The following is a 25,174-nucleotide window of genomic DNA, read 5'->3' as shown; positions in this document are numbered from 1 at the left end:
GGATAACGGCGGCCGCCATCGCCGGTACGCCTCCCGGGGGTTGGCCCGTCGAACCGGTGACGGGACGGGCCCGGGCGTGCGCCACGCGACCGGCCATGACGAACCGGCAGCGGATGATGGCCGACGACGGATGCCCGGTTCCGGGCGGCGCGGACGGGCCGGCGGTCGAGGGGCTCGGCCGGGAACTGGCCGGGATGCCGCGGTCGCCCGATCGACTCGTGCGTGACGGGAAGGCGTTCACCGTGCTGCCCGAGTGGGTTCCGAGCCTGCCCGACCGGCTCTCGGCCGGCTGCACGCCGTCGCGCACGGTGCGGACCCGCTCGGCGCGTTCGGGCTGTGCGCCGAGGTGGACCCGGCGCGGACCGGGAGGCGGCGGTGGTGACCCTGCCGCACCGGGAGGCCCTGCGGGAACGGCTCGCCGAGATCCTGGCCGTCATCGCCCCCTTCACCGGCTGATCCCGGGAGGCGGGCGGACGGCGACGTCCCCACCGCCGCGCCCGCACCCCGGGGGCCGTGTCCGGGGGCCGCCCGCTACGGCAGGGTGTAGACCTGGCCGGTCTGGGCGCCCTCGACGGAGCGGACGTACGCCTGGGCGACCAGGGCGAGATCGACCGACGGCATGCCGGGGAAGAAGGACTCGTAGTCCGCGAGGCTCTCGGTGAAGACCGTCGGGCTGACGGCGTTGACGCGCTGCGGGGCGATCTCGATGGCGGCCGCCCGGACGAACGCCTCCACCGCGCCGTTGGCCATCGATGCGGCGCTCGCCGTGGGGACGGGCTCGCGGGACAGCACCCCGGCGATCAGGGTGAAGGAGCCCCGTTCGGCGATCCGGGAGGTGCCCTGGCGGACCAGCTCGATCTGGCTGAGCACCTTGCCCCGGAACGCGGCCTGGTAGTCGGCGGGCGTCATCTCGGTGACGGGCTTGTAGGGGACCTCGCCGGCGGCGCTGACCACCGCGTCCACCCGGCCGACCGCCTGGTACAGGGCCGTGACCTGCGCCGGGTCGGTGATGTCGTGGCGCAGATCGCCGCCGGTGCGGCCGACGGTGACGACCTCGTGGCCGCGGCCGGACAGGGTCTCGCGGACGGCCGTGCCGAGCTTTCCGGTGGCGCCGATGAGCAGAATCTTCATGCCCGTGACGCTAGGTCCCACCGGTCCCGGGAGGGAAATACCCGCCGCGCGGTACTTATGCTTGGCGGTTATGAACGGCTTGCCGGAGGTGAAGGGCGCGGCGGTGGCGAACGTGGAGCTGCGCCATCTGCGGGCCCTCGCCGCGATCGGTGACGAGGGGACCATCACCGACGCCGCGATCGCCCTGGGGATCAGTCAGCCCGCGCTGTCCCGCACCCTGGACCAGCTGGAGCGGCGCCTCGGCACCCGCCTGGTCGAACGCACCACCCGCCGGCTGGCTCTCACCGAGGCCGGAACGCGCCTGTGGGAACACGCCCACCGCATCCTCAACCAGCTGGACGACGCGCTGGCCGAGGCCACCGCGCGGCCGCGCCCGCTGCGGGTCGCGTTCGCCTGGGCGGCGCTCGGCCGCCACACCGTCCCCCTGCTGCGCGCCTGGCGCGAGCAGCACCCCGACACCCCCGTCCAGGTCCTGAGCCACGACGATCCCGAGGCCGCCCTGCGCCGGGGAGAGGCCGACGCGGCCTTCCTCCGGACGAAACCGGCGGCCGACACCGGGCTGGCCGTTCTGGCGCTGGTGCGCGAGGCCCGCCTGGCCGCGGTGCACGACGGACACCCGCTCGCCGGCCGGGACGGCGTGCGGCTGGCCGACCTCGCGGACCAGCCGGTGGTGCTGTGCGCCACGGCCGCGACCACCGGCGCGGATCTGTGGCCCACCGCCCGGCGCCCGTACACCTTCGCGGTCCCGGGCGTCGCCGAATGGCTCACCGCCATTGCCACGGGCGAGGCCGTCGGAGTCACCGCGGAGGGCACCGGGCACAGCCATCCGCACCCCGGCATCCGCTATCTCCCGCTCACCGACGCGGATCCCGTGACGGTCTACCTGGTCCGGCCCCGCACCCCGACACACCCCGCCACCGAGGCCTTCCTCGCCCAGGCGGTGCGCAGCACGGAACAGGGGAGCGCGGCCGACACCCGTCAGACGTGGACCTCTCCTCCGGGAGCGGCCTCCGCGGGCGAGGGAGGAAGCGGGCCGGCCCGTGGCGGAAAACCTTGGCGGGAATGGCCTGAATCGCGCATATGATCGACCGGTGAATCGCGAGGTCATTGACACCATTCCCGTCTTCTGGACGGAAGCCCCCGGGCCGCTCGAGGCCATCCTGATGTTCGGCTGCGGCGCGCGGGACGAGACCATGCGCACCCTCGGTGTGACCCACCTGGTCGAGCACCTCGCGATGAGCACCCTGCCCAGACTGCACCACGACCACAACGCCTCGGTCGACCTGGCGCTCACCCAGTTCACCTGCTCCGGACGGCCGGAACAGGTGGTCGAGTTCCTGGCCCGGGTCTGCGAGGCGCTCACCGCCCTGCCGGTGGAACGGATCGAGCAGGAGTCCGGCGTCCTGGCGGCCGAGGACGGCCGGGTCGCCGACCCGCAGACCGGCGAACTGCTCTCCCACCGCTACGGCGTGCAGGGCCTGGGCCTGGCCGCCTACCGCGGCCCCGGTGCCGACCGGATCCCCCTCGACGCCGTCCGGGAGACCGTCACCCGCTACTTCCACGCCGGAAACGCGGCCCTCGTACTCACCGGCCCCCCGCCGGCCGGGCTCAGGCTGCCGCTGCCCGCCGGGGAGCGCCCCGACCGCGGCCCCGCCCAGACCGCGCTGCACACCGGCCCCTCGTGGCGTCAGGAGGACGTCCCCGGCCCCGGACTCGCCCTGCACGGGGACCTCAACGACCCCGCGCTGCTGCTGGCCGTCAAGGTCCTCGCCCACCGCCTGCGGGAGACCGTCCGTCACCAGCACGGCCTCTCCTACGACGTCGACAGCTCCGCCGTCTTCGCCGGCCCCGGCCACGGCGAGCGCACCATCTGCCTCGACGCCCGCGAGGGCCAGGAGCAGCGGGTCACCGAACTGCTCTGGCGGGAGGCGCTGCGCCTCGCCCGTGACGGCGTGACCGAGGACGAGCTCGCGGAGGAGCTGGAAGGCGCGCGCGAGGCCTGGAACGACCCCCGCTCCACCGCGTACGAACTCGGTGAGGCCGCCGCCGACCTCCTGCTCGGCGACGACTACCAGGACGCCGCGGCCAGGCTCGACACCCTGGCCGGGGTGACCCCGGGACAGGTGCGGCAGGCGCTGGCGGACGCGCTGCGTACGGCGCTGCTGGTGGTCCCGTGCGACACCGAGGTGGACCTGGTGCAGCCGGACGGCACCGGGCTGCCGCGGTACCTCTGCGGGCAGGGTGTCGAACTCCCCGCCGGCGGCCAGGTGTTCAGGCCGCCGCTGGCCGACCGGCTGCGGTACTCCGGGGCGCGCAAGGCCCGGCTGGTGGTCGACGACGCCGGGGTCTGGGTGCGTCAGCCGGACGGTGAGGTCCACCATGTGCCGTTCGACGAGGTCGTGGGGGTGGAGATGCGGGGCCCGGGCCGGGTGGTCTTCGGGCGCAGCACCTGCTTCGTCCCCGTGGTGCCGGAGCTGTTCGCGAACCTCGGCCCGGCCGTCCGGGCCATCGACGCCCGGGTCCCCGCGCACCTGATCTACGCCGCGTCCGCGTTCCGTCCCGCCGACTGACTGACCGACCGGCCGGCCTTTACCGCGCGGCCCGCGCATCCCTTGTCGAGAGAACCTCCATGCCCACGTACGCAGCCATCACCTCCGCTCCCGCCGACCAGGTCCTGACCGCGCTGAAGCGCTCCAAGTCCGGCGGCTACCTCTACGCCGGTACCCCGGGTACCGCCGTCCTGTTCGACCCGCCGAAGCCCCGGTTCGGCCGGATCTCGCGCGGACGTCTGCGCGACGCCCCCTGGGCGCTCGCGGTCGACACGAAGACCGCGGTCTGGTTGCTGGAAGGGACCGACTGGGGCGCCTGCGCCACGGTGTGCTTCCCCGGCGGGGGCTTCGAGCAGATCGGCTGGGCCGCCGACTGGACCCCGCCCACCGACCCGGCGGAGCTCGCCGCCCACCGGGACGCCTGGACCAAGGAGTGCGACAAGATCGCCCGCAAGGCCGGTCTGGCCGAGCCCGGCGTGCTCGCCGAGGTCCGCAACGACCCGGGCCCGGACGGCACCCGGCCCAGCACCGAGGACGTTCTGCGTCGGCTCTGCGCGCTGGTCGGGGCGCCGGAGACGGTGGTCGGGCAGTCGCTGTTCGCCCAGGCGGGGCCCGCCGGGCGGGACTTCGCGCGGTTCGAGGCCAAGGGGCGGTAGCCCGGTCCCGGCTCCGGTCCGGCCCTGGTTCCGCCCCGGTTCGGCCTTGGTTCGGTCCTGGGTCGGGGGTGGTTCCACCACCGTTTCCGAAGGACCGTTAGCATGCCCAGCACGGCTTGCCGATGCGGCAGTTGGTTGTGGGATCAACCGGGAACACAGGAGCGTGAAGATGCCGGACACGGGCTCGACAGCACAGCCGCCGAAGGACGACCACTGGCCGGCCGTCGATCTGCGGATGGATGTTCCGCACTCGGCCCGGGTCTACGACTACCTCATCGGCGGCAAGACCAACTTCGAGGCGGACCGGGTGGCCGCCCACGCCTCCGTGCAGGCGTGGCCGGCCCTCCCGGTCTCGATGCGGACCACCCGCACCTTCATGCAGCGCGTGGTCCGCCACCTCACCGAGCAGCACGGGATCCGCCAGTTCCTGGACATCGGCACCGGCATCCCCACCTCGCCCAACGTGCACGAGATCGCCCAGGGCATCGCCCCCGAGTCGCGGGTCGCCTACGTCGACAACGACCCGATCGTGCTGACCCACGCGCGGGCCCTGATGTCGAGCAACCCCCAGGGCAGGACCTGTTACATCGACGCCGACCTCCGCGACGTCGACTCGATCATCGGCTCGCCTCGGCTGCGCGAGGTGCTGGACCTGACGCAGCCGGTGGCGCTCTCCCTGATCGCGATCGTGCACTTCGTGCTCGACGAGGACGACCCGCAGGGCATCGTGCGGCGGTTCATGGACCAACTGGCCCCCGGCAGCGTCCTGGCGCTGACCGTCTTCACCGGTGACACCGACCCGGTGGGCGTCGGCGGCGTCGGCCGTGAGTACAACGCGCGCGGCATCCCCCTGCAGATCCGCGACAAGAAGGAGGCCCTCGCCTTCTTCGACGGGTACGACCTGCTCGACCCCGGGGTGACGCTGGTCCACCACTGGCGGCCCGACCAGGACGCCCCGCCGGTGCGGGACCAGGACATCGCGATGTACGGCGGAGTGGCCGTCAAGCGCTGACCGGGCCGTCGGCGTACGCCCCGGCCGCCCCCGCCGCCCGCCGCCAGGACCGGGGTGCGGTCGGCGCCCGTCCTCCCGGCACCCCCTACCCCCGCTTCGCGTAGCGGCTGGTGGGGCGGGGGAGGCCGAGGTGGGCGCGGAGGGTGTCGGTCCCGTAGGCGGTGCGGAAGGCCCGGCGGCGGCGGAGTTCCGGGACGAGGGCGCGGGTGACGCCGGTGAGGTCGTGGGGGAGCGCGCCCGGGCGGAGCCGGAAGCCGTCCAGCCCGGCCTCGTGCCGGTCGAGGAGCAGGTCGGCGAGTTCGGACGGGGTGCCGGTGAAGACCTCGGCGTCGGAGGTGAACGGCGCGCCGTCCAGGTCGTCCAGCCGCTCCTTGCGCAGGGCGGCGGCGCCCGGCCGCTCGTCCAGGAACACGACGAGGTCGGCGAAGACCTTGAGGGGCAGGTCGGCGGGCCGCCGGACGGCGGCCTTCGCCGCCTCGACCTCGCCGAGGACCGCCGCCGTGCCCGCCCGCGAGTGCGGCGTGACGAAGACGACGTCGGCGCCGGTCGCCGCCAGCCGGTACGGCACCCCCGCGTGCGCGAGGACGGCGACCACGGGCTGGCCCTGCGGCGGGCGCGGGGTGACGGACGGGCCGCGGACGTCGAAGTGCTCGCCGGTGAAGTCGATGTAGTGCAGCCTGTCGCGGTCGAGGAACCGGCCGGTGGCGGCGGACCGGATCTCCGCGTCGTCCTCCCAGCTGTCCCAGAGCCGCCGTACCACCTCGACCACGTCCGCCGCCTCGTCGAACAGCGGGCGCAGGCGTGCCGCGATCAGCTCCGGGTCACGGACGTCGTCGGCGGTGAGCTGCGGCAGGGTCCGGCGGCCGAAGTGCGCGGCGTCGTCCGCGCGGGAGGAGAGCTGCGGCCGCCACCCGGCCCGGCCCCGGCTGGCGAAGTCGAGGGTGGCGATGCCGGCGGAGAGGTGGAACGGCTCGGTGTGGGTGACGTTGGTGGTCGGGACCAGCCCGATCCGCGAGGTGAGCGGGGCGACCCGGGCCGCCACGAGCACGGCGTCCAGCCGGCCCCGGACCTGGTCGGTCCGGTCGTCCGGGCCGATCGGGCTGCCGGACTGCAGGGCGAGGGTGTCCTCGAAGGTGACGAAGTCGAGCAGGCCGTGCTCGGCCTCGGCGGCCAGACCGGCCCAGTACCGGGCGGTGAACAGCCCGCCCGGGTCGGCGTCCGGTGCGCGCCACGCGGCCGGGTGCCAGCCGGCGCCGTCCAGGGCCACGGCGAGGTGCGGGGGCGGGGTCACGAGGTCGTCTCCCGGGTGTCGGCGGTGCGCGGCGGCTTCAGCCCGAGGTGGTCGCGGAGCGTGGTGCCGGTGTAGTCGGTGCGGTACACGCCCTTCTCCTGGAGCAGCGGGACGACCCGGTCGACGAGTTCGTCCAGCCCGCCCGGGGTGAGGTGCGGGGTGAAGACGAAGCCGTCGGAGCCGTCGTTCTGTACGAACTCGTCCATCGCGTCGGCGACTTCGCGGGCCGTGCCGATGAACGTCTGACGCCCGGTGACCTCGGTGACCAGCTCCCGGATGCTCAGCCCGCGGGACTCGGCCAGCTCCCGCCACTGCCTGGCGGTCGCGACGCGGTCGGTGCGGAACAGCGCGTGGCCCTTGAGGAGGAGGCTCTCCGGGTCGGGCTCGACGGCGGGCAGCGGCCCGTCCGGATCGTAGGAGGAGAGATCGCGGCCCCAGACCGCCTCCAGATAGGCCAGCGCCGTCTGCGGGCCGATCTGGGCCCGGCGCAGTTCGGCGGCGCGCTCGTGCGCCTCCTCCGTGGTGTCGCCGAGCACGTACGTCACGGCGGGCAGGATCGTCAGGTCCTCCGGTGCGCGGCCGTGAGCGGCGAGCCGGCCCTTGACGTCCCGGTAGAAGGCGCGGGACTCCTCGGGCCTGCTGTACCGGCTGAAGATGACGTCGGCGTCGGCGGCGGCGAACTCCCGGCCCTCCGGGGAGTCGCCGGCCTGGATGATCACCGGGTGGCCCTGTGGCGGGCGCGGCGTGTTGAACCGCCCGGCGATGTCGAAGTGCTTTCCCCGGTGGGAGAATTCGCCGGCGCCCGGAACGACGAACCGGCCGGCCGCGGCGTCCGCCCGGAGGTCGTCCGCCGCCCAGCTGTCCCACAACTCGCGTGCGGTGTGCAGGAACTCCGCGGCCCGGGTGTACCGGTCCGACTCCGCGAGGAAGCCGCCCCGGCGGAAGTTCTCGCCGGTGAAGGTGTCGAAGCTGGTCACCACGTTCCACGCGGCCCGCCCGTCGCTGAGGTGGTCCAGGCTGGCCAGCCGCCGCGCCACCTCGTACGGCTCGTTGAAGGTGGAGTTGACGGTCGCGGCGAGCCCGAGCCGGGTGGTGACGGCCGCCAGCGCGCTCAGCACGGTCAGCGACTCCGGCCGGCCGGCCACGTCGAGGTCGTAGATCGCGCCCTTGTGCTCGCGCAGCCGCAGCCCCTCGGCGAGGAAGAAGAAGTCGAACTTCCCCCGCTCGGCGGTGCGTGCCAGGTGCAGGAAGGAGTCGAACTCGATCTGGCTCCGCGAGCGTGGATCGGACCAGACGGTGGTGGTGCCGATCCCGGGAAAGAACGCGGCGAGGTGAATCTGCTTGCCGGGCATGACGGTTGAGCGCCTCCTGTCAGCAGGGCTGTGAGGACTCGCCAATCCTGCAAGCGGGGGAGGGGCGGGGCAACCGATGAAATCAACTGTTCACGGACGGACATGATGTTGTGTGCGGGCCCCGCCGCGCGGCGGCGGCTCGCGGCGGGGCCCCGCCTCCACGGGGGCGGTCAGGGCAGCCGGACGACGACCTCCGGGTTGGCCGGGGACGGGCCGTCGAGGAGCGGCTGGGCGATGCCCTTCAGGGACTGGTCGAAGAAGGCCGCGACACAGGTCCGGGTGAGCTGCTCCGCACGCTCCGGGGAGATCTCGTCCGGGTCGCCCACGCCCACCAGCGCGGCGAGGACCGGCAGGTCGGTGAAGCTGCCGTGGTTGGTGCCGTTGACGGAGAGCCAGCGCCGCCAGCCGTCCAGGCTCGTCCAGGTGTGCTGCCAGGACTGGTCCTGGCCGCTGGTCTCCTCGCCGAGCATCAGGAAGGGGCGGCCGTTCAGGCCCTGGGCGGGGACCTCGTCCCAGAAGGTGCCGTCCATGTTCACCCCGGCCCGCACCCGGTTGTCGGCCGCCATGGTGGTGAGCGTGGCGGCCCCGCCGGCCGAGTGGCCGGCCATGCCGATCCGGGTGGTGTCGATCATCCGCGCGTACTGCCAGCCCGGGTGGCGGCCGGTGAGCCGGTCGAGCACGAAGGAGACGTCCTTGGCCCGGCTCCCGGTGATGGCGGCCTCTCCGCCGGCCGGCGGCTGTTCGCAGATCGCGCAGGTGAGCGTCCGCCCGTCCGGGAAGCTGATGCCGGCGGCCTCGTAGGTGTGGTCGACCAGCGCCACGACGTACCCGCGGCTGGCCAGATCCTCGGCGAGGCCGGTGAGCGTGGCCCGGGGCAGGGTGAAGCCGGGGGAGAGCACCACCAGCGGGAACCTGCCCGGCGCCGGGCGGGCGTCGGGGTGCGCCCAGGTGCGGACGGCGGCGAGCCGCTCGGGCGGGAAGGCCGAGCCGGGGACCTTCTCCTGGAGCAGGAGCCGCGCCTCCTCGGTGGTCAGATAGGGGGCGGGCGGCCCGCCGGTGCCGGGCCGGGCCGGGTAGTACATCGACACCATCAGCTCCCGGGCCCCGGCCGCGGGCACCCACGGGTCCTGGCGCTGCTCGTCGACGAGGTGCAGGGTGCCGCGGCCGACGGCGTGCGGGCCTGTCGGGCGGGGCAGCCGGGCCTGCGCGGCGGAGGGGCCGGACACCTCCGAGGCAGCGGACACGGTGGCGGACGTGACCGGGGCGGCGGGCGCGGGGGCGGCGAAGGCGGCGCTCGCGCCGATCAGCGGCAGGGGGAGGGCGAGCGCGACGACGACGGCCAGGGCGGTACGGCGGATTCTGGTCATGACGATCACGCTAGGCGGCCGGACCGGGCCCGGCATCGCCTCACAGGGGGAGCCCGGCGTCCTCCTGCGCGCTGACGAAGGATCATCTCCCGGGCGTACGGAGGCAGTTGCATCGCAGGTGAGAAGCCTCGGGGTTCGAGCGCACTCGAACCCCGAAGGCTGCCGCGCGCCGCCGGTGGCCCGCGCGGCGGGAACTGTCGGACAAGCCCTAGGCCGGCCGGTGCGCCCGGCCGAACTCCTCGGCGTCCCACCGGCCGCCCAGCTCCGGGGCCAGCGAGGCGAGCGCCAGGGCGGCGAAGTCCCCGGCGCCGGCGGCCCGTTCGGGCAGCGCGCCGAGCAGGGGCGCGCCCGCCGAGCGCGGCAGGTCGGCGAGGTTGCACCGGTCGGCGAGGCCGGGCGCGTCCGGCCAGGCGCCGATGACCACCCCGAGCAGGTCGAGGCCGCGGGCGGCCAGCGCCTCGGCCGAGAGGGCGACGATGTTGAGCGTGCCCAGACCGGCCGTGGCCACCAGCAGCACCGCCACCGGCAGGCCGCGGTCGCGGGTGGCCCGGGCCTGGTCGGCCAGGGTGCGGCCCTCGTCGTCGTAGCGGACCAGCAGGCCGCCCGCGCCCTCGACCAGGACGAGGTCGTGGCCCTCGGCGAGCTCCGCGACGGTGGCCGCCACCCGCTCGGGCGAGACGCGGGGCAGCCCGGCCCGGCGGGCCGCCGTGTCCGGGGCCAACGGCTCCGGGTAGCGGCCGAGTTCGCGGGTGGTCAGCCGGCCGGCCAGCCGGGCCACCTCCTCGGCGTCCCCGGGCTCGCCCGGGCCGACGCCGGTCTGCCCGGGCTTGAGCACCGCGACCCGCAGGCCCGCCTGGAGGGCGGCGGAGGCGACGGCGGCCGTGGCCACCGTCTTGCCGACCTCGGTGTTGGTGCCCGTGACGAACAGGATCCGGGCGCTCATCCGGCCACCGCCGCGGCCGTCACGGCGGCGCAGATCCGCGCCACGTCCTCGTCCCCCGTCACATAGGGCGGCATGGTGTAGATCAGGTCCCGGAAGGGGCGCAGCCAGACGCCCTCCCGCGCCGCCGCCTCGGTGGCCGCCGCCACGTCCACCGGGTGGTCCAGCTGTACGACGCCGATCGCCCCCCGCACCCGGACGTCCCGCACCCCGGGCGCGTCCGCCGCGCCCGCCAGGCCGTCCCGCAGGGCGACTTCGATCCGCTTCACCTCCAGCTGCCAGTCCTGCCCGAGCAGCAGGTCGATCGACGCGTTGGCGACGGCGGCGGCCAGCGGATTGCCCATGAACGTCGGGCCGTGCGCCAGCACCGGCATCTCGCCCCGGCTGATCCCGTCCGCGACCTCGCTCGTGCACAGAGCCGCGGCCATGGTCAGATAGCCGCCGGTCAGCGCCTTGCCCAGGCACATCACGTCCGGCGAGACGCCCGCGTGGTCGGCGGCGAACAGGGCGCCGCTGCGCCCGAACCCGGTGGCGATCTCGTCGAAGACGAGCAGCACGCCGTGGCGGTCGCAGAGTTCGCGGAGCATCCGCAGATAGGCCGGGGAGTGGAACCGCATCCCGCCGGCGCCCTGCACCACCGGTTCGACGATCACCGCGGCCAGCTCACCGGCGTGACGCTCCATCAGTTCGTCGAACCGGTCGGCGTATTCGGTGTCCAGCGGGGCGTCGAAGCCGGCCGGCGGCTGCGGCGCGAAGAGCTGGTCGGGCAGTACGCCGCCCCACAGGTGGTGCATGCCGCCCTGCGGGTCGCAGACCGACATCGGGTGGAAGGTGTCCCCGTGGTAGCCGCCGCGCCAGGTGAGCAGCCGCCGCTTCTCCGGGCGGCCGACGGACTGCCAGTACTGCAGGCACATCTTCATCGCGACCTCGACGGCCACCGACCCGGAGTCGGCCAGGAAGACGTGCCGCAGCGGCTCCGGCGTGATCTCCACCAGCCGGGCGGCCAGCCGGACGGCGGGCTCGTGGGTGAGCCCGCCGAACATCACATGGCTCATCCGGCCCAGCTGCTCGCGCACCGCCTCGTCCAGCACCGGGTGTCCGTAGCCGTGGATCGCCGCCCACCAGGACGACATCCCGTCGATCAGCTCGCGCCGGCCGCCCGCGACGGGCTCGGCGAGCCGCAGCCGGACGCCGGACGCGGACTCGACCACGTACGGGGTGGCGGTGCCTGGCATCGGCCCGTACGGGTGCCAGACGTGCGCCCGGTCGAGCGCGAGGAGGGTGTCCGCGGACAGCTGGGTCATGATGAGGGTTCCCCCGGATCGTCAGGCGTTGGGCGCGAGTTCGGTGCCGGCGCCGCGTCGGCGGACCCGGACGAGGCCGTTGCGCGGCTCGTCGTTCTGGTCCTCCTCGGCGGCGGGCTCGTCGCCGTGGCCGCCGCAGGGCCCGCAGCCGCCGCCGGTGCCGCAGGGGGAGACGGCGGCGCCGGGGGCGGTGCCGCAGGAGCCGGCCGGGGCCGTGACGTCCGCGCGGTGCCGGGGCAGGGTGGCCTCGCCGGCGCCCTCGACCTCGAAGCCCGCGTCCTTGATCATGTCGAGGTCGGCCTGCCCGGCCTGGCCCTCGCTGGTCAGGTAGTCGCCGAGGAAGATCGAGTTGGCGATGTGCAGGCCCAGCGGCTGCATCGAGCGCAGGTGCACCTCGCGCCCGCCGGCGATCCGGACCTCGACGTCCGGGCAGACGAAGCGGACCATCGCCAGGATGCGCAGGCAGCGCTGCGGGGTGAGGTTCCACTCCTTGGCCAGCGGGGTGCCCTCGAACGGGATCAGGAAGTTGACCGGCACCGAGTCCGAGCCCAGCTCGCGCAGCGCGAAGACCACGTCCACCAGGTCCGCGTCCGTCTCGCCCATGCCCGCGATCAGGCCGGAGCAGGCGGACAGGCCCGCGCCGTGCGCCTTCCGCACGGTGTCCACCCGGTCCGCGTAGGTGTGGGTGGTGGCGATGTCGCCGTAGGTGCCCTCGGAGGTGTTGAGGTTGTGGTTGTAGGCGTCGGCGCCGGCCGCCTTGAGCCGCTCGGCCTGGTTGTCGGAGAGCAGGCCCAGGCAGGCGCAGATCTCGACCGCCGGGTCGGCGCCCTTGATGGCGGCGATGGTGTCGGTGACCCGGTCGATGTCACGGTCCGTCGGGCCGCGGCCGCTGGCCACCAGGCAGACCCGCTTGGCGCCGCCGGAGACCCCGGCCCTGGCCGCGTCGGCGGCCTGGTCCGGCTTCAGCCAGGTGTACTTGAGGATCTCGGCCTTGGAGCCCAGACGCTGGGAACAGTACGAGCAGTCCTCCGGGCAGAGCCCGCTCTTCAGGTTCACCAGGTAGTTGAGCTTCACCCGGCGGCCGAACCACCGCCGGCGCACCCGGCCGGCGGCCGCGACCACGTCGAGCAGCTCGTCGTCGGTGGTGGCGAGGACGGCCAGGGCCTCTTCCCGGGTGGGGGTTTCGCCGCGCAGGCCCTTGGCGGTGAGGGTATCGAGCAGATCCATGGGCCTGATCCTGCCTGCTGGTCCGTGAGCGACGCCAGAGCAAACCCACCAGAAGATCCAGGGGAGGATGTGCGAGTTGTCACAGTGTCGCAGCTCACGGTAGTGGCGCTGGTCACGTCGGCGAGCCGCGGCCGGTGCGGCCCGTTACCCGTCGGTAGCGGATGATGATCGTCAACGGCCGCCCCCGTGATCTGCGCCACCCGCGCACTGCTTAGAATCTGCGCCATGACCACGCAGGGGGAGCGCACCCCGTCATCGGGAGAGCAGGAAGAGCACGGATCCGGCACGCCGGCCGGAGCGTACCGGGGGAGAAGGATCAGTGCCCGCCGGGCCGTGGGCTGGATCGTCGTGGTCGGTGTGGTGGCGGCCGGCGGCTGGATCATCACCCGCCCGACGCCCGGCGACTTCATACCCGGCCTCGGCCCGTCCAGCAAGGACGCGAGCAAGACGCCGCGGGTGGTCGGCGCACCGCCGCCGCGCACCGTGACCGACCCCGAGGGCCTCAACGTCGACACCTACTTCCCCGCCCAGCGGCTGGTCGAGGTCGGCGCCTACAAGGGCAAGCGCTCCGGCGTCCGGCAGGGTGTCGACTGCGCCGAGGCGCTCCAGGACCGGACCCAGGACCCGCTGCGCGACAGCGGCTGCCAGGGCTATCTCACCGTCAGCTTCGTCGGCCAGGAGAAGGCGGTGCTCAGCAGCGTCACCGTGCTGCGCTTCCCCGACCAGGCCACCGCCACCAGGGCCACCGAGGCCCTGCGGGCCAAGCCGGGCGCGCTCGCCTTCATCCTGCAGGACGCCACCACCGCCCCCGCGCAGCCGGCCGGTACCGCCAAGCCCGGCTCGGAGCCCCGCGTCGAGGCCGTCGGGCACTACGTGACCGTCACCAGTTCGCGCCCCGGCGAGGGCCGCACCGCGACGGCCACCGCCTCCGGCGGCGCCACCCCGTCCGGTGCGGCGTCCACCGCCGCGGCCGGCTCGGAGCAGGCGCTGGAAGAGGCGACCCGGGCGATCTCCTACTCGGTGGGCCTGCCGTTCATCTGGATGTGACGGTGGCCGCGTCCTGGGGCCGTGATCCGGGCAGCGCCGATGAGCGGCGCCGATGAACAGGGCTGATGATCCGACAACAGCGGGGGCCGCGCCTGTGCGCGAGCCCCCGCTTCCGTTCCGTCCTCCGGGCGTCAGCCGCCCAGCCGGTCCACGGCGGTGATCCGGACCACCGCCCGGCCCTCCTCGTCCGAGCCGTACAGGTCGACCTCGGCGCTGATGCCCCAGTCGTGGTCGTCCTCCGGGTCGTCGAAGATCTGCCGGACCCGCCAGGCGGAGTCCTCCTCCTCGATCAGCAGCATCTTCGGGCCACGCGCGTCCGGTCCGGTGCCGAGGTCGTCGTACTCCTCCCAGTACCCGTCCATGGCGTCCGCCCAGCGGTCCCCGTCCCAGCCGTTCTCGCCGTCCAGCTCGCCGAGCGCGTCGTAGTGCTCCAGCGCCGCCAGCTCCACCCGGCGGAACATCTCGTTGCGCACCAGCACCCGGAACGCCCGCGCGTTCGCCGTCACCGGCGCCGGCTTGTCGTCCAGGGTGACCTCCGCCGCCTGCGGCTCGGTCGGGTTGGCCAGCTGCTCCCACTCGTCCAGCAGGCTGGAGTCGACCTGGCGGACCAGCTCGCCGAGCCAGGCGATGACGTCCTTGAGGTCGTCCGTCTTGAGGTCGTCGGGGACGGTCTGCTCCAGCGCCTTGTACGCGCCGGCGAGGTAGCGCAGCACGATGCCCTCGGTACGGGCCAGCTCGTAGTGGCCGACGTAGTCGGTGAAGGTCATCGCCCGCTCGTACAGGTCGCGGACCACCGACTTCGGCTGGAGCTGGTGGTCGCCGATCCACGGGTGCGCCCGCCGGTACACCTCGTAGGCGTGGGTGAGCAGCTCCTCCAGCGGCTTCGGGTAGGTGATCTCCTGGAGGCGCTCCATCCGCTCCTCGTACTCGATGCCGTCGCGCTTCATCTCGCCGATGGCCTCGCCGCGCGCCTTGTTCTGCTGCGAGGCGAGGATCTGGCGCGGGTCGTCGAGGGTCGCCTCGACGACCGAGACGACGTCCATCGCGTACGAGGGCGAGGTCGGGTCGAGCAGTTCGAAGGCGGCCAGCGCGAAGGTGGAGAGCGGCTGGTTGAGCGCGAAGTTCTCCTGGAGGTCCAGGGTGAGGCGGACGATCCGGCCCTCGGCGTCCGGCTCCGGCAGCCGCTCGACCACGCCGCCCTCCAGCAGCGAGCGGTAGATGGCGATCGCGGTGCGGATGTGTCGGCGCTGGGCGGTGCGGTCCTCGTGGTTGTCGGTGAGCAGGTGGCGCATCGCCTCGAAGGCGTTGCCGGGCCGGCCGATCACCGACAGCAGCATCGCGTGGCTCACCTTGAAGCGGGAGACCAGCGGCTCGGGATCGGCGCCGATCAGCCGGTCGAAGGTCTCCTCGGTCCAGCCGACGAAGCCCTCGGGGGCCTTCTTCCGGACGACCTTGCGCTTCTTCTTGGGGTCGTCGCCCGCCTTGGCGATCGCCTTGTCGTTCTCGATCACGTGCTCCGGCGCCTGGGCGACCACCTGTCCGACGGTGTCGAACCCGGCCCGTCCGGCGCGGCCCGCGATCTGGTGGAACTCCCGGGCGCGCAGCATCCGGACCCGCACACCGTCGTACTTGGAGAGCGCGGTGAACAGCACCGTGCGGATCGGCACGTTGACGCCCACACCGAGGGTGTCCGTTCCGCAGATCACCTTCAACAGGCCCGCCTGCGCGAGCCGTTCGACCAGCCGGCGGTACTTGGGCAGCATCCCCGCGTGGTGCACGCCGATGCCGTGGCGCACGAACCGGGACAGGTTGCGGCCGAACTTGGTGGTGAAGCGGAAGTTGCCGATGAGGGAGGCGATGGCGTCCTTCTCCGCCTTCGAGCACATGTTGATGCTCATCAGCGACTGCGCCCGGTCGACGGCCTCCTTCTGGGTGAAGTGCACGACGTAGACCGGGGCCTGACCGGTCTTCAGCAAATCCTCCAGGGTGTCGTGCAGGGTGGTGCGGCGGTACTCGTAGAACAGCGGGACGGGCCGGGTGACGGAGCGGACCACGGTGGTCGGCCGGCCGGTGCGGCGGGTCAGGTCCTCCTCGAAGCGGCGCACGTCACCGAGCGTCGCGGACATCAGCAGGAACTGCGCCTGCGGGAGTTCGAGGATCGGGATCTGCCAGGCCCAGCCGCGGTCCGGCTCGGCGTAGAAGTGGAACTCGTCCATGACCACCTGGCCGACGTCGGCCCGCCGCCCGTCGCGCAGCGCGATCTGCGCCAGCACCTCGGCCGTGCAGCAGATGATCGGCGCGGTCGGGTTCACGCTCGCGTCGCCGGTCATCATGCCGACCTGCTCGGTGCCGAAGATCTTGCACAGGTCGAAGAACTTCTCCGACACCAGCGCCTTGATCGGCGCCGTGTAGAAGGTCCGCTTGCCCTCGGCCAGCGCCGCGAAGTGCGCCCCGGCCGCGACCAGGCTCTTGCCCGACCCGGTCGGCGTCGCGAGGATCACGTTGTTCCCCGACACCAGCTCGATCAGCGCCTCCTCCTGGGCCGGGTACAGCGCGATCCCCCGCTCCTGCGCCCAGACGGCGAACGTCTCGTACAGCGCGTCGGGTGTGGCGGGCTTCGGCATCAGATCAAGGAGGGTCACCCCGCTATCTTGCCTGGTCGCCGTAGTCCCCGGCAAAGCCCGGCGCCGCTCACCGGGCGGGAACGGCGGGCGGGGCGTCCACCGGACCGAGGCCCTCGCGGCGCTCACCGGCGATCGCCCTCCGTACGGTCCGCCGGCCGACGGCGGCCAGGACCCCCCCACCCGCGGACGGAACGGCCGGTCCGGCGTGTACCCCGGCGCACGTTGCCCGGCCCGTGGCGCGCGTGCCAGAGTGCCGCCATGGCTCACCGCACCGTGTCCGAACCGCACCTCGCCGCCCCCGCCGCCGTCTTCGACTGGCTCGACGAGGCGGCCGGCCTGCGCGCCGCGGCGGGCCTCACCCGCACCCTGCGCAGCCGGCCGGCCGAGGACCGGGTGCTCGACCTCGCGGGCAACGACTACCTCGGGCTGACCCGCCACCCGGCCGTCACCCGGGCCGCCGCCGACGCCGCCCTGCGCTGGGGCGGCGGCGCCACCGGCTCCCGGCTGGTCACCGGCACCACCGCCCTGCACACCGAACTCGAAACCGAGCTGGCCGAGTTCTGCGGGGCGGAGGCCGCGCTGGTGTTCTCCTCCGGCTACACCGCCAACCTCGCCGCGCTCACCGCGCTCACCGACCCCGACACCCTGATCGTCTCGGACGCCTACAACCACGCCTCGCTGATCGACGGCTGCCGGCTCGCCCGCGGCGACGTCCACCGCGCCCCGCACAGCGACCCGGACGCCGTCCGCGCCGTCCTCGCCGGACGCGCCCGGCGGCGGGCCCTGGTGGTCACCGACTCCGTGTTCTCCGTGGACGGCAACGCCGCCCCGCTGCCCGAACTCTCCGCCGCCGCCCGCGCGCACGGCGCCGCGCTGCTGGTGGACGACGCGCACGGGCTCGGCGTTCTCGGCCCCGGCGGCGCCGGGGCGCTGGCGGCCGCCGGCCTCGCGGGGGAGCCGGACACCGTCGCCACCGTCACCCTCTCCAAGTCGCTCGGCGCGCAGGGCGGCGCGGTGCTCGGCCCGCGCCGGGTGATCCGCCATCTCACCGAGACGGCCCGCACCTTCATCTTCGACACCGGCCTCGCCCCGGCCGCCGCCGGCGCCGCCCTCGGCGCGCTGCGCCTGCTGCGCGCCGAACCGCACCGGGCCGACCGCGCCCGCGAGGTCGCCCGCACGCTCGCCACCCGGCTCGCCGCCGCGGGCCTGCACGCCTCCACCCCGGACGCCGCCGTCGTGTCGGTCCGCGCCCCCGGCCCCGAGGCCGCCGTCACCTGGGCCGCCGACTGCCGCCGGGCCGGACTCGCCGTCGGGTGCTTCCGCCCGCCCTCCGTCCCGGACGGCGTCTCCCGGCTGCGCCTCACCGCGCGGGGCGATCTGACGGACGCCCAGATCGCCGACGCGGTGCGGATCGTCGCGGCCACCGCACCCACCCGGTAGCCCGCCGGCCCGGTCAGACCCCGGCCAGCTCCAGCAGGAACGCCGTCCCCGCGTCGCGCCGGCCCGCCGCCGCCCGCGGAGCGGCGATGAGCACGGCGGTGGCGCGGCACCAGGCGAGCACCCGCTCCGGGTCGGAGCCGGGGACGAGGGCGGTCAGGCCGGTGATCCGTTCCTCCAGGGCGGGCCGGTCGGTGACACCGTCGATCACCCAGTCCACCAGGTCGAAGTCCGGATCCCCGAGGGACGGCCGCGGGTCGATCGCCACCGGGCCGGCCGGGCCGTCCAGGACGTTGCCCGGGTGCAGATCGCCGTGGACCAGCGCGAGCGGACCGCCCGCCGCCAGGTCCAGCGCCGACGCCCGCGCCCGGGCCGGCACCGCGCCCGGGGCCCGCCGCTCGGTGAGGTCGAACAGGAAGTCCACCCGCCCGGCCAACGGCGACAGCACCGACCCGCCCGCCGGTCCCGCCACGGGAACCGACCGCAGCGCGGCCAGCAGCGGCGCGACCTCCGCCGGCCGCCAGGCGCGCTCCCGCAGCGTCGAACCCGGCCTGACGTCCGCCAGCAGCAGCGCGCTCGACGCCGCGTCGTACTCCAGCAGCCGCACCACCGAGGGCAGCCCCGCCCACGCCCGCAGCGCGGCGGCCTCCTGCGCGGCCACCGAGGGGTCGGGGGTGAGCTTCAGCCAGACGGTGTCCCCGGCCGCCCGCCCGCAGCGGAAGACCCGGGCCGTCCCGCCCCCGCCGGCCGCCCGGACCGTCAGGCCCCAGCGCCGGGCCAGCCCGTCCACCAGCGCCGGCAGCGCCTCGCACCACGCCTCGGCGGACGGCCCGAACCGGACCGCCAGCCGGGCCCGCACCCCGTCCGGGACCACGGACAACCGCTCCGCGCTCACGGGCGCCCCGCCACCAGCAGCGTCTCCGCGCCGACCGGGCGGTAGCCGGCCGCCTGGAACGCCCGGACGCTCGCCGCGTTGCCGGGCGCCTGCTGCGCCCAGATCCACTCGCCCTCCGGCAGCAGGTGCCGGGCGCTCAGCGCCAGCGCCCGCCCGAGACCCCGGCCGCGCGCCCGCGGCCCGACCTCGATCGCGCCCTCCCACCGCCCGGCCACCCCGCGCCCCAGGACCAGCACCCCGCCGTCCACCGTGAACACCCGCACGTCCTCCCGGTAGCGCAGGGCGCGCACCACCCTGGGGTGCTCCCGGTCCGTGACCGGCTCCAGCGGCAGCGGCGGCACACCGGGCAGCCGGCCGGCCACCGTCAGCAGGTCGATGCTGCCCGCCACCCGGCCGGTGCGCTCGGTGAACGCCGTCAGAAAGGGCGGACAGAGCGGGGCGGCCAGCGGATCGCCCGGCACGGCGGCGAGCACGCCCCGCACCCAGGCCGGGTCCTCGTCGGTGAACACCACCGCATGGGCGGAGAACGACAGCACCCCGGCCTCGCGCGGCGACGGCTGCGGCACCACCGTCACCCCGCCGTCCGGCGGCGGGAACGCCCCGTTCGCCGCGTCGGCCAGGATCTCCCGCAGCCCGCGCCCGCCCATTCCCGCACCCCTCCGCCACCACCGGCCCCCGAAGGGCGTCAGCCTACGTGATCACCGCCGGGCCGGCGCCGGGCTCACCGCTTCCTGGCCCGGCTCGGCTGCACCCGGGGCGGCTCCCCGGCCGCCTTGGGGTGGTCCGGCGGATACGGCAGCTCGCCGAGGCCGTCGTCCCGCAGCTGCCGCTCGTAAAGCTCCAGCAGCGCGTCCAGCCGGTACGCCTCGCCGTCCATCCCGGCCTGCGGATCGCCGGCCTCGGCGAACCGGGCGGGCACCGTCCGCAGGTCGAAGTCCTCCGGTACGGCGTCGTCCAGCTCCTCCCAGCGCAACGGCGTGGAGGCCGTCGCACGCGGCCGGGCGCGCAGCGAGTACGCGGACGCGATGGTCCGGTCCCGGGCCATCTGGTTGTAGTCCACGAAGATCCGCTCGCCGCGCTCCTCCTTCCACCACGCGGTGGTCACCCGCCCCGGCATCCGCTGCTCCAGCACCCGGCCGAGCGCGATCACCGCGTGCCGGCCGTCGGTGAACGTCCACCGCGGCTCCAGCGGCACGTACACGTGCAGGCCGCGGCCGCCGGACGTCTTCGGCCAGCCGCGCAGCCCGTACTCCTCCAGCAGCGCGCGCAGCTCGTGCGCGGCCCGGACGGCGTCGCGGAAGTCGGTGCCGGGCTGCGGGTCGAGGTCGATCCGCAGCTCGTCCGGGTGGTCGGTGTCGGAGCGCCGCACCGGCCAGGGGTGGAAGGTGAGACAGCCCAGGTTGGCCGCCCAGAGGACGGCGGCCGGCTCGGTCGGGCAGATCTCGTCGGCCGACCGCCCGCTCGGGAAGCTGATCCGGGCCGTCGGCAGCCACTCGGGCAGGCTCTTGGGCGCGCGCTTCTGGTAGAAGAACTCGCCCTCCACACCGTCCGGGAACCGCTGCAGCGTGGTCGGCCGGTCGCGCAGCCCGCGCAGCACGCCGTCGGCGACCGCCAGGTAGTACTCCGCGACGTCCAGCTTGGTGAACCCGCGCTCCGGGTAGTACACCTTGTCCGGGTTCGACAGCCGGACGCTGCGCCCGGCGACATCCAGTTCCACGGCTGAGCCCATGCCTCTCACGCTAGGCGGGGTCCGCCCGACGCGCGCCCGGTGGCCGTGCGCGCGAGGATCGGAGCCATGGACCTGCCCGTGATGCCGCCGGTGGCGCCGATGCTCGCCAAGTCCGTGGCCGAGATCCCGCCGGGGATGCAGTACGAGGCCAAATGGGACGGCTTCCGCACCGTCGTGTTCCGCGACGGCGACGAGGTGGAGCTCGGCAGCCGTACCGGAAAGCCGCTGACCAGGTACTTTCCCGAACTGGTGGAGGCGCTGCGGCGGGAGCTGCCGCCGCGCTGCGTGCTGGACGGCGAGGTGGTGATCGCCCGGGAGGGGCGGTTGCGGTTCGAGGAGCTGCTGGAGCGCATCCACCCGGCGGCGAGCCGGGTGCGGCTGCTGGCCGAGCGGACGCCGGCCTCCTTCGTCGCCTTCGACCTGCTCGCGCTCGGTGATGCCGCGCTGCTGGACGAGCCGTTGTCGCGGCGGCGTCCGGCGCTGGAGGCGGCGCTGGCCGGCGCCACCGACCCGGTGTTCACCGCGCCCGCCTCCCTGGACCGCGAGGTGGCGCGGACCTGGTTCGCGCAGTACGAGGGGGCCGGGCTGGACGGGGTGGTGGCCAAGCCGCTGGACCAGCCGTACCGGCCGGGGGAGCGGACCATGTTCAAGATCAAGCACGAGCGCACCGCCGACTGCGTGGTGGCCGGTTACCGAGAGCACAAGAGCGGCCCGGTGGTCGGCTCGCTGCTGCTCGGCATCAACGACGCGCAGGGGCGCCTGCAGCACGTCGGCGTCTGTGCGGCGTTCCCGATGGCGCGCCGCCGGGAGCTGGCCGAGGAGCTGGCACCGCTGCGGATGACCGATGTCTCCGCCCACCCCTGGGGAGCCTGGGCGGAGGAGGCGGCGCACGCCGGCGCCCGGCTGCCGGGTGCGCAGAGCCGCTGGACCGGCGGCAAGGACCTCTCCTGGGTGGCGCTGCGGCCCGAGCGGGTGGTCGAGGTGGCGTACGACCACATGGAGGGGGCACGTTTCCGGCATACCGCGCAGTTCCGCCGATGGCGCCCGGACCGGCGGCCGGAGAGCTGCACCTACGAGCAGCTGGAGGAGCCGGTTTCCTACGATCTCGCCCAGGTGCTGAGGAGTTGACGGCTTGTCAGTGAAGCCGCCCGTTCGGGTGGCCCGAACGGGCATCCCCGCAGGTTGGGCGCGTACATGACGGCCTGTGGCGGGTGCGTGGACAACCCTTGACGGGGCATGGGGTCTATGCGAATCTCTCGGCAGGTCTGGGCCATTGGTCTTTCACGGGGGGAAGACCGGATCCGTTTCGGCGCATCAGGGGGGTGATCCTGGGATGCCGGGCGGGCCGGGCCGCAGCGGCCTGTCGGCCGGTCCCGGGGGCGGGCCGGACACCACCCGGCGGCCGTGCCGTCAACAAGCCCGGGGTCGCCATCGTTGTCGCCGTCCGGGTGCGCGCCCCGCACCGTTCTCCGACTGTCGAAGCGAGCCGCAGATGCCTGAACTCCTCCCCGCGTCCGACCCTGTCGCTCCGGCACCGCCCGTATCGCCCGCTGTGCCGGCTTCGCCCGCCCAGCAGGGGATCTGGCTGACCGAGCGGCTGGGCCTCGCCCGCGAGGCGTTCCACATGCCCGTCCGGATCTCCTTCGACCGGATCGACGCCGAGGCGCTCGCCCGCGCGGTCGACGCCGTGACGCGACGTCACCGGACGCTTTCGGCCCGGCTGGTGGAGCGCGATGGACAGGTCGTGCTCGAACCGGCCGACCGGGAAGCCCGGTTGGAGCTGGTGGACGCCTCCGCGGACGCCATCGGCGGCCTGGAGAAGCGCCTGGCCGAGGAGACCGCCCGCCCCTTCGGCCTGGAGACCGGCCCGCTCGCGCGGTTCACCCTCTACCACGGGCCCGGCGGGGCCGCCGAGTTGCTGGTCGTCGCCCACCACGCGGTCTTCGACGGCAACTCCAAGGACATCCTGGTCGCCGACCTCGCGACCGCCTACGGCGAGGCCCTGTCCGGCGCCACCCCCACCCTCCCCGGCCCACCGGCACCAGCACTGATACCGGCACCGGCCGCACCGGACCTCGTCCGGCGCGCCGCCGACCGGTACGGCCCGCGCTGGGCCGCCGCCACCGAACCCGTGCTCCCCGGAGCCCCGCGCGCGACCACCGCCGCCGGCCCGGGCGAGGCCGTCGGCCACCGGCTGGACGCCGCCGGGCGCGCGGCCCTGGACGCGGCCGCCCGGGAAACCGGCGTCACCGTCTTCGAGTTCGTCCTCGCCGCCCTGCACGCCCTGCTGCGCCGGTACGGCGGCGAGGCCGTGCCGGTCTCCGTCCCGCTCTCCACCCGCACCCCCGAACAGGCCGGTGAGCTGGGGCCGTTCGTCAACGAGCTGCCCGTGCACGCCCCGACCGGCCTGCCCGCCGAAGCACCCTTCGCCGACCACGCCCGGGCCGTCCGCGCCGAACTGCGCGGCGGCTACCCCTTCCGCACCGTGCCGTTCGGTACGGCCGTAGGCGGGCTCACCCCCCGGATCGGCCTGGCCCCCGTCTCCCTCGGCTACCGGAGAAGGACCGACCGGGAGCCCCGGTTCGCCGGCACCGACGCGCGGACCGACTGGGCCGTGTACAACCGCACCGCCCGCAACACCCTGCACCTCCAGGCCGTCGAAACCACCGACGGCATCGACTTCTCCCTCCAGTACGACCCGTCGGTGCTCGCCCCCGAGACCGCTCAGCGCATCGCCGGCCACTACACCACCCTGCTGGCCGCCGCCGTCGCCGACCCGGACACCGCGGTCGACGCGCTGCCGCTGCTGGACGCCGCCGAGCACCACCTGGTCACCGAGGCCTGGAACGACACCGCCCGGGCCTACCCGGCCGACCGCACCGCCCTCGACCTGGTACGCGCCCAGGCCGCCGCCACCCCGGAGGCCGTCGCCGTCACCGCCGGCGGGACCCACCTCACCTACCGCCGGCTGATCGCCCGCGCCGACGACCTGGCGCAGGCGCTGACCGCCGCCGGGATCCGGCCCGGCGACCTGGTCGGCCTGCACCTCGACCGCACCGCCGACCTGCCGGCCGCGCTGCTCGCCGTCCACGCCGCGGGCGCCGCCTACCTGCCGCTCGACCCCGGCTACCCCGCCGAGCGGCTGGCGTTCGTCCTCGCCGACTCCGGCGCCGCCCTGCTGCTCACCGACGGCGAGCCCGCACCCGAGGTGGCCGCCGCCGCCCCGGCCGTGCTGCGCCTCGCGGACGCCCGGGGCGGCGGCGAGGCCGTACGCACCGAGCCGGGGAACGTCGCCTATGTGCTGTACACCTCGGGGTCGACGGGGCGGCCGAAGGGGGTGGCGGTGGGGCACCGGGCGTTGGTGAACCTGCTGACGTCGTTCGCGGACCGGCTGGGGTCGGGGGCGGGGGACGTGTGGCTGGGTCTGACGTCGTTGTCGTTCGACATCTCGGGTCTGGAGCTGTGGCTTCCGCTGGTGACGGGCGGCCGGCTGGTGGTGGCGGCCGGGGGGCTGGCGGTGGACGGTGCGGGGCTGCGGGCGCTGGTGGCCGGGGAGGGGGTGACGCATGTGCAGGCGACGCCGTCGGGCTGGCGGGTGCTGCTGGCGGGCGGGCCGGTGCCGGGGGGTGTGACGGCCCTGGTGGGCGGCGAGGCGCTGCCGTTGCCGCTGGCGCGGGAGCTGCGGGCGGCCGTGGGCCGGTTGTTCAATGTGTACGGGCCGACCGAGACGACGGTGTGGTCGACGTGCGCGGAGGTCGCGGCGGAGCCGGAATCGGTGGGGATCGGGCGGCCGATCGCCAACACCCGGGCGTATGTGCTGGACGGGCGGCGCCGCCCGGTGCCGGTGGGCGTGGCGGGTGAGCTGTATCTGGGCGGTGACGGCGTCGCGGAGGGCTATCTCGGGCGCCCGGAGCTGACCGCGGAGCGCTTCGTGACGGATCCGTTCGGCGGGCCGGGGGACCGGCTGTACCGGACGGGCGACCTGGCGGCCTGGACGGCCGGGGGTGAACTCGCCTTCCTGGGGCGGATCGACGACCAGGTGAAGATCCGCGGCCACCGGATCGAACTCGGCGAGATCGAGGCGGCGCTGCTGGAACACCCGGCCGTCGCCGAGGCCGCCACCGCCGTGCACGAGGAGAACCCCGGCGAGCCCTTCCTCGCCGGCTACCTCGTCCCCGCCCCCGGCACCGCCGCGCCGGCCCCCGCCGAACTGCGCGAGCACCTGCTCCGCACCCTGCCCGGCTACATGATCCCGCAGCGCTTCCTGACCCTCGAACGGCTGCCCCTCACCCCCAACGGCAAGCTCGACCGCCGCGCCCTGCCCGTCCCGCCCCGCGAGACACCGGCCGCCACCGACCCCGGGCAGGCCCCGGGCGACGCCCTCGACGAGGTGACCGCGACCGTCCTGCGGATCTGGTCCGAGGTGCTGGACCTGCCCGACCTCGGCCCGGACGAGGACCTGTTCGACCTCGGCGGCCACTCACTGACGATCATCCAGATCAGCGCCCGGATCCGCGCCGCGCTCGGCGTGGAGCTCGCCTTCGACGTCTTCTTCGACGTCCCGACCCCGGCCGGCATCGCCGCCGCCGTCCGCGAGCACCTCTGATCCCGGG

The 25,174-nt window shown here is 74.7% G+C and carries 19 protein-coding genes; 8 read left to right on the top strand and 11 right to left on the bottom strand.

Annotated features, from left to right (window positions below; genetic code table 11):
• Positions 1-531: 531 nt before the first annotated feature.
• Positions 532-1,131 carry a short chain dehydrogenase gene (locus tag ACIP82_RS26365; protein ID WP_400656775.1) on the bottom strand — a complete coding sequence of 200 codons (600 nt, stop codon included), beginning with the start codon at positions 1,129-1,131 and terminating at the stop codon, positions 532-534.
• Positions 1,132-1,201: 70 nt separating this feature from the next.
• Here ACIP82_RS26365 and ACIP82_RS26360 point away from each other — a divergent pair, with 70 nt between their 5' ends.
• The 4 genes from ACIP82_RS26360 (at position 1,202) to ACIP82_RS26345 (ending at position 5,348) form a co-directional block, all read left to right on the top strand.
• Positions 1,202-2,215 carry a LysR family transcriptional regulator gene (locus ACIP82_RS26360; protein WP_400656773.1) on the top strand — a complete coding sequence of 338 codons (1,014 nt, stop codon included), beginning with the start codon at positions 1,202-1,204 and terminating at the stop codon, positions 2,213-2,215.
• A 7-nt stretch (positions 2,216-2,222) separates the two neighbouring features.
• Positions 2,223-3,701, top strand: coding sequence for a M16 family metallopeptidase (locus ACIP82_RS26355; protein ID WP_400656771.1), 1,479 nt, complete (start codon positions 2,223-2,225; stop codon positions 3,699-3,701).
• Between the two features lie 59 nt (positions 3,702-3,760).
• Positions 3,761-4,336, top strand: coding sequence for a hypothetical protein (locus tag ACIP82_RS26350; RefSeq protein WP_363615046.1), 576 nt, complete (start codon positions 3,761-3,763; stop codon positions 4,334-4,336).
• Positions 4,337-4,505: 169 nt separating this feature from the next.
• A complete protein-coding gene (locus ACIP82_RS26345) occupies positions 4,506-5,348 on the top strand; it encodes an SAM-dependent methyltransferase (protein WP_400656769.1) in 843 nt (280 codons plus the stop codon).
• Positions 5,349-5,433: 85 nt separating this feature from the next.
• Here the strand turns inward: ACIP82_RS26345 and ACIP82_RS26340 are convergent, their stop codons facing one another.
• The 6 genes from ACIP82_RS26340 to bioB form a co-directional block, all read right to left on the bottom strand.
• Positions 5,434-6,639 (bottom strand): LLM class flavin-dependent oxidoreductase, encoded by a 1,206-nt coding sequence (locus ACIP82_RS26340; protein ID WP_363615050.1) that lies wholly within the window; start codon positions 6,637-6,639, stop codon positions 5,434-5,436.
• Positions 6,636-7,991, bottom strand: coding sequence for an NtaA/DmoA family FMN-dependent monooxygenase (locus ACIP82_RS26335; protein WP_400656766.1), 1,356 nt, complete (start codon positions 7,989-7,991; stop codon positions 6,636-6,638). The genes ACIP82_RS26340 and ACIP82_RS26335 overlap by 4 nt, the downstream gene beginning before the upstream one ends.
• A 170-nt stretch (positions 7,992-8,161) precedes the next feature.
• The gene (locus ACIP82_RS26330) at positions 8,162-9,358 is read right to left on the bottom strand and encodes an alpha/beta hydrolase family protein (protein ID WP_400656763.1); all 1,197 of its coding nucleotides are present in this window, start codon (positions 9,356-9,358) and stop codon (positions 8,162-8,164) included.
• A 208-nt stretch (positions 9,359-9,566) separates the two neighbouring features.
• Entirely contained in the window at positions 9,567-10,301 is a 735-nt protein-coding gene (bioD, locus tag ACIP82_RS26325) for a dethiobiotin synthase (RefSeq protein WP_363611490.1), read from the bottom strand.
• Complete coding sequence (locus tag ACIP82_RS26320; protein WP_363611492.1) at positions 10,298-11,602, bottom strand: adenosylmethionine--8-amino-7-oxononanoate transaminase; 1,305 nt, start codon at positions 11,600-11,602, stop codon at positions 10,298-10,300. The genes bioD and ACIP82_RS26320 overlap by 4 nt, the downstream gene beginning before the upstream one ends.
• 21 nt (positions 11,603-11,623) lie before the next feature.
• Entirely contained in the window at positions 11,624-12,829 is a 1,206-nt protein-coding gene (gene bioB / locus ACIP82_RS26315; RefSeq protein WP_400656760.1) for a biotin synthase BioB, read from the bottom strand.
• Positions 12,830-13,054: 225 nt separating this feature from the next.
• Between bioB and ACIP82_RS26310 the strand changes: the two genes are divergently transcribed.
• Positions 13,055-13,876 (top strand): hypothetical protein, encoded by an 822-nt coding sequence (locus ACIP82_RS26310; RefSeq protein ID WP_363611496.1) that lies wholly within the window; start codon positions 13,055-13,057, stop codon positions 13,874-13,876.
• A 131-nt stretch (positions 13,877-14,007) separates the two neighbouring features.
• On the opposite strand, the gene ACIP82_RS26305 is transcribed toward ACIP82_RS26310, so the two are convergent.
• A complete protein-coding gene (locus tag ACIP82_RS26305) occupies positions 14,008-16,500 on the bottom strand; it encodes a DEAD/DEAH box helicase (RefSeq protein ID WP_400656943.1) in 2,493 nt (830 codons plus the stop codon).
• Between the two features lie 258 nt (positions 16,501-16,758).
• Here ACIP82_RS26305 and ACIP82_RS26300 point away from each other — a divergent pair, with 258 nt between their 5' ends.
• A complete protein-coding gene (locus ACIP82_RS26300; protein ID WP_363611500.1) occupies positions 16,759-17,940 on the top strand; it encodes an 8-amino-7-oxononanoate synthase in 1,182 nt (393 codons plus the stop codon).
• Between the two features lie 13 nt (positions 17,941-17,953).
• Here the strand turns inward: ACIP82_RS26300 and ACIP82_RS26295 are convergent, their stop codons facing one another.
• The 3 genes from ACIP82_RS26295 to ligD all read right to left on the bottom strand — a co-directional run bounded on the left by ACIP82_RS26295 (position 17,954) and on the right by ligD (position 20,561).
• Positions 17,954-18,832 (bottom strand): aminoglycoside phosphotransferase family protein, encoded by an 879-nt coding sequence (locus ACIP82_RS26295; RefSeq protein WP_400656756.1) that lies wholly within the window; start codon positions 18,830-18,832, stop codon positions 17,954-17,956.
• Positions 18,829-19,479, bottom strand: coding sequence for a GNAT family N-acetyltransferase (locus tag ACIP82_RS26290; protein ID WP_363611504.1), 651 nt, complete (start codon positions 19,477-19,479; stop codon positions 18,829-18,831). The genes ACIP82_RS26295 and ACIP82_RS26290 overlap by 4 nt, the downstream gene beginning before the upstream one ends.
• A gap of 74 nt (positions 19,480-19,553) precedes the next feature.
• A complete protein-coding gene (gene ligD / locus ACIP82_RS26285; protein WP_363611506.1) occupies positions 19,554-20,561 on the bottom strand; it encodes a non-homologous end-joining DNA ligase in 1,008 nt (335 codons plus the stop codon).
• Between the two features lie 66 nt (positions 20,562-20,627).
• Between ligD and ACIP82_RS26280 the strand changes: the two genes are divergently transcribed.
• Both ACIP82_RS26280 and ACIP82_RS26275 read left to right on the top strand, forming a co-directional pair.
• Positions 20,628-21,689, top strand: a complete 1,062-nt coding sequence (locus ACIP82_RS26280; protein WP_400656752.1) for an ATP-dependent DNA ligase — start codon at positions 20,628-20,630, stop codon at positions 21,687-21,689.
• A 424-nt stretch (positions 21,690-22,113) separates the two neighbouring features.
• Entirely contained in the window at positions 22,114-25,167 is a 3,054-nt protein-coding gene (locus ACIP82_RS26275; RefSeq protein WP_400656750.1) for an amino acid adenylation domain-containing protein, read from the top strand.
• Positions 25,168-25,174 lie beyond the last annotated feature (7 nt).

This window comes from Kitasatospora sp. NPDC088548 (assembly GCF_044753005.1).
GTDB lineage: Bacteria > Actinomycetota > Actinomycetes > Streptomycetales > Streptomycetaceae > Kitasatospora.
The sequence above is the reverse complement of the archived record's forward strand: the minus strand, read 5'-3'. Positions and strand labels throughout refer to the sequence as shown.